Annotated in this window: 4 protein-coding genes; 3 read left to right on the top strand and 1 reads right to left on the bottom strand. The window is 41.8% G+C overall.

What is annotated here, in order from left to right; all coding sequences use genetic code 11:
• The coding region (locus F6K52_RS32785) for an MFS transporter (protein WP_293088737.1) at nt 1–978 on the bottom strand (978 nt) is incomplete at its 3' end.
• A 211-nt stretch (nt 979–1,189) separates the two neighbouring features.
• Between F6K52_RS32785 and F6K52_RS32780 the strand changes: the two genes are divergently transcribed.
• From F6K52_RS32780 to F6K52_RS32770, 3 genes are all read left to right on the top strand, one after another.
• A complete protein-coding gene (locus tag F6K52_RS32780; RefSeq protein ID WP_293088735.1) occupies nt 1,190–1,711 on the top strand; it encodes a phosphoribosyltransferase family protein in 522 nt (173 codons plus the stop codon).
• Between the two features lie 532 nt (nt 1,712–2,243).
• Nucleotides 2,244–3,026 (top strand): hypothetical protein, encoded by a 783-nt coding sequence (locus tag F6K52_RS32775; protein WP_293088733.1) that lies wholly within the window; start codon nt 2,244–2,246, stop codon nt 3,024–3,026.
• Nucleotides 3,027–3,141: 115 nt separating this feature from the next.
• A partial coding sequence (locus tag F6K52_RS32770) for a hypothetical protein (protein WP_293088731.1) occupies nt 3,142–4,505 on the top strand: 1,364 nt, incomplete at its 3' end.

Here is a 4,505-nt window from a genome sequence, read left to right as displayed (position 1 = left end):
AAAAAAGGATAAGGAGGCTGAAGTGTCAGCTTCAGAGTGCTCTGTGAAAGCAGAGCTATCTTTCAGGTGGGGTTCTGGGGTAGAAAATATCAGAGTTATACCAAAGACAGTAATTAGTAAACCAAGAAGACTCAGAAAGATACCAGTAATATCAGGGTTGCCAGTCGTACCCAATAATTTGGCAGTCACTGGGATAATCCGGGCAATGCCATACAAAAATGATATAGGTCCAATTAGGGTGAGCAGAGTTCCTAGAGTCTTTTTCTGCTGAGTTCTCAATATAGGCTGTGCACCTCGTTCTTGGATGCCCAGCACACACCACAATATTGGTAGCACTGCCAGCAAGGTGGTAACTAACCCTAGCACTAGATATTGCTTACCACTATCACCGGCATAGGCACTAAAAATTAATCCCCCTAGAATTAAGGTTAGGATGCTGCCACCGATGGAAAAGGTAAAGCGAAAGCTGTTGAGGCTAGTGCGTTCGTTGTAGTCTTGGGTGAGTTCTGGGGTGAGGGCGGTGTAGGGTAGGTTAACTGCAGTGTAGGCAATGTTGAAGAGAATAGCAATCAGAAGGTAGTAGCTAAACAATAACCAGTTATTAATGGTATTGTTATTGCTGAAGTGTGGGACAATCCACTGTAAGAAAAACAGAACACCAAAGGGAATTGCCCCAGACAGTATCCAGGGAATGCGACGCCCCCAACTAGAACGAGTGCGATCGCTCATAATCCCAACCATGGGATCATTGATGGCATCGGAAATTTTGCCAATCATCAGAATGCTCCCTGCCAAACCGGCTGGTAAACCAGCCACATTGGTTAAAAATGGCAGGAGGTAAAAGACTAAGAGATTGGCGGTCATGGCTGGACCCATATCTCCAGCACCATAAGCTAGTTTGGTGGTAAAGTTAAGCTTTTCGAGTCCACCAGAGACTTCGGGACGATTACTGGCATCAGAACTAGAAACATCACTCATAACCGATAAGATAATAAAGCTCGTCAATGTGGTGATAGGAATTTTTTTAGCAAAACGAATCACTCACAAGCCATTTCTAACATTAGAATTCTTTTAGAAGTAGGGAACTTGGGAAATTGGGAACAACGACTGGTAATGATCGAATAGTTTTAGACTTTTGCTAATGGTCGATTCCCTGAGCAATACCTAACCAATATCAATTGTGCGAACTATGTCAGAAATTTACGTCTCCTGGTCAGAATACTATGAAAAAATCGAACGGCTAGCTGTGAAACTCTATCAAGCCGATTGGGATTTCAACCAGATTGTCTGTATCGCTAAGGGCGGATTACGGGTTGGTGATATCCTCTGCCGCATTTACAATCAGCCCTTAGGGATTCTGTCTGCTACTTCCTATACTGGACCAGACAATCGGATCCGAGGACCGATAACGTTTTCGAGCCACCTAGCCATGACGACGGCAAAATTAGGTAATCGGATCCTGTTGGTAGATGATTTAGTGGATTCTGGTATTAGTCTACGAGAGGGGATTAAATGGCTTTATAGTCATTATGGTACAGAAATTGAGGAGATTCGTACTGCTGTGATCTGGTATAAAGCCTGTTCTGGGATTGCTCCTGATTACTATGTGGATTATTTGCCAGATAATCCTTGGATTCATCAGCCTTTTGAACCTTATGAGTCCATGAGTCCAGCTGATTTGGCTCAAACCTATTTAGTTACAGAAGTGTGATCCGATCACGGCAGAGTGAGCAGATGCAGCACATGGGACACAGAAATAGCACAGAAATAATAGTTGAAAGCAACCTAGACTGAACAGAAGTGATATAATATCGAGACTCGACTACCTTGCTCTACTCAAGCTGCCAGAATTTGAGATTGTCCCAGTAAATGCGATCGCTTTTTGGGGGGAAAGACTGGATAGTTTGGAAATTCTGATTTTAGAGGCAAGTGAGTAGGATTTCGCAATTCCGATGCACCCCAAGGGGCAATACCATGGGGAATTGTGATTGCGAACCTGTGATTAACTTAGCTATTACTTTTAGCCCTCAAAATGTCCTGAAAATGTCATTTTAGAGCTATACAAAGGTAGACGCTTAATTTGGCTGGCCTTAGGCTAGGGTAGCCATAAAAATTTACAGCTTCTCACTAAATCGTGCCGAATTGGCATCATACTATTGGTTAGGCTATCACTGGATAGAGAGGTGACAAGCCATAATCTGATCTACGTAAATACTAGAACAAAATACCTAGAACACATGGAAATGTCAACAGTAGAACAAACAGAACAAACGGAAATGTCAACAGTAGAACAAACAGAACAAACGGAAATGTCAACAAACCCTGAAGCAGAAAAGAAGAAAGAAAATAAGAAAGGGTTACGAGGTACCCCAGCCCAAGCTACAACTCGTCTGCTACTACACTTGTGGGATCTAGGGGGATCAAAGCAGGAGGTGAAAAGAAAAGACTTAAGTGATACAGTAAAACTGAATAATGAGAGGTCTGGTGATTATACTGACATCTTTAAAACATTGGAAACAGATGGGACGATCAAGAAAACAAAAAAAGCCCGAATCGAGTATGTGTTTTTGACCGAGGAAGGCTTGCAAGTGCTAGATTCTGGCATCAAAAGCGCTGATTTTCAGTTTGATGGTAGTCTGGTCAGAGCTAAGGATGTCAAGGCTGTTCTAAATTGGATTCGAGAGAGAAGCTCAGTGGCTAAGGTCCTTGACCCAGGGGCTGATGCTGGACAAACTGGGGAAAATGCGATCGATTCTTATGAAACCTTTAAGTCGGTAGTCTTGGAGGTTTACGACAAGCTGAATCAGGACTATAACCTTGATGACCTTGTACCGATTTATCGGATTAGACGGGAAATTGGGGATAGTGTCAGTCGTTCCCAGTTCAATGAGTGGTTGTTGGAGATGCAAGCTAAGGAGATTTTTCAACTCCAAGGTGGTAGCTTACCCGATAGCGATCCATCCCAAATCGAAGATTCTATCACAACAGAAGTGAATGGATTACGCTGCTATGCTAAGCGGCTATAATCCTAGGCTGGTCTGGTTATTGCCCTAAATCTCTGTTGACTGTTTGTAGCGTTTCCTCACACCAAAATGACTAACAGTTTATCATGACTAATAGTTCCTCTCCCCTTGAACAACCATGACTAATAGTTCCTCTCCCCTTGAAGAACTCCATAATGCCATCAAAAAAGAAAACCCTTTTAACAAAGAGCTAGTTGTCAAAAAGCAAAATGTATGGAAAGAAGCATTTCCTGACGTTGGTTCTATCAATGCTCATGCCTCCGAAGCAGTTTTTGAGGCAGTAAAGCAAGTTCGTACCGGGGATATTCAGGTTATTGGTATTACTATTAAGGCGGAAAAAGGGTTAGGAAAAACTCATTTGCTCAGTAGAGTTCGCCATCAACTTCAAGCTAATGGTGGTGCTTGGTTTGTCTACATGACTGATTACAATGACCTTAATCGGATAAAGCCGGAATTTTTGAAGACCCTGGCATTAAGTCTCAAGGAAGTTGGTAGCCAGGGGGTGACTCAGTGGCAAGAGTTAGGGACTGCTTTAGCCAATGAGGTGATGAAAAAACCTTACACATCTCAGCAGTTAGTCGATGTATTTCCCAATGTCTTGGCTAAGAATACCAAGGTAATTGATCAACTGACTAATAAAGTTCTTGAAATTAAGACCGACATCGATAATCCGGATCTGCTTAGAGCTATTTTATGGACATTATCAAAGCAGCATGCACCTTATGCTATAAACTGGCTGTCTGGAAAAAGTTTATCCCAGAAAAAAGCTGATGAAATGGAGTTACCCAATGATTCAGAAGATGAAAAAGAGGCTTTCGATCTAACTTGTCAGATTTTAGACCTAATTAGTGATTACAGTCCTTTGGTGGTATGTTTTGATCAATTAGATGGTATAGAATGTAATGATATAGGGTTTACTAGAGCACAAGTTATTGCCAGCTTAGCAACAGATTTATACAGTAGCATTAAACGAGGTGTGCTTCTGACTGCTATGTATCCTGACACTTGGACACATCAAATCAGAGCATTACCTTTGGATGATGCAGTTGTTGACAGAATAGGCGAGCGAGTAGTTGAGTTGAATTATCTCAATTCTGAGCAGATCATTGATCTAGTTTCCCTACGGTTAAAAGGGTTTTATGCTGACAATAAACTAACTCCTCCTCAGCGAGTTTATCCCTTTAGCGAAGAAACACTTAAAGAATTGGGGAAACAACGACCAACAGCAAGAAGTGTTCTGAAATGGTGTCAAACTAACTGGGGATTACCTAATGGTCAGCAAGTTTCATCCCATAGACCTGCGATAAATTCCGTTAGCTCTGCTTATAATAACGAGATCAAAAATATTGACAATGAAGAGTATATGGAGGATGACCCTCAACTAACTAACGCTATTAAGTTTGGCCTAAAGCAACTGATCGGACAGATAGTGGCAGGAGTCACAATCGAAAAAATTGAAGCTCCCGTAAAACAAAAAAAAAA

It is taken from the genome of Moorena sp. SIO3H5, from assembly GCF_010692395.1.
Taxonomy (GTDB): Bacteria; Cyanobacteriota; Cyanobacteriia; order Cyanobacteriales; family Coleofasciculaceae; genus Moorena.
This window is presented reverse-complemented; position numbering and strand designations above follow the sequence as displayed.

What these genes read in the sequence shown, in the direction of transcription:
- F6K52_RS32780 (WP_293088735.1), top strand. Translation starts at nt 1,190, where the DNA reads ATGTCAGAAATTTACGTCTCCTGGTCAGAATACTATGAAAAAATCGAA.
- F6K52_RS32775 (WP_293088733.1), top strand. Translation starts at nt 2,244, where the DNA reads ATGTCAACAGTAGAACAAACAGAACAAACGGAAATGTCAACAGTAGAA.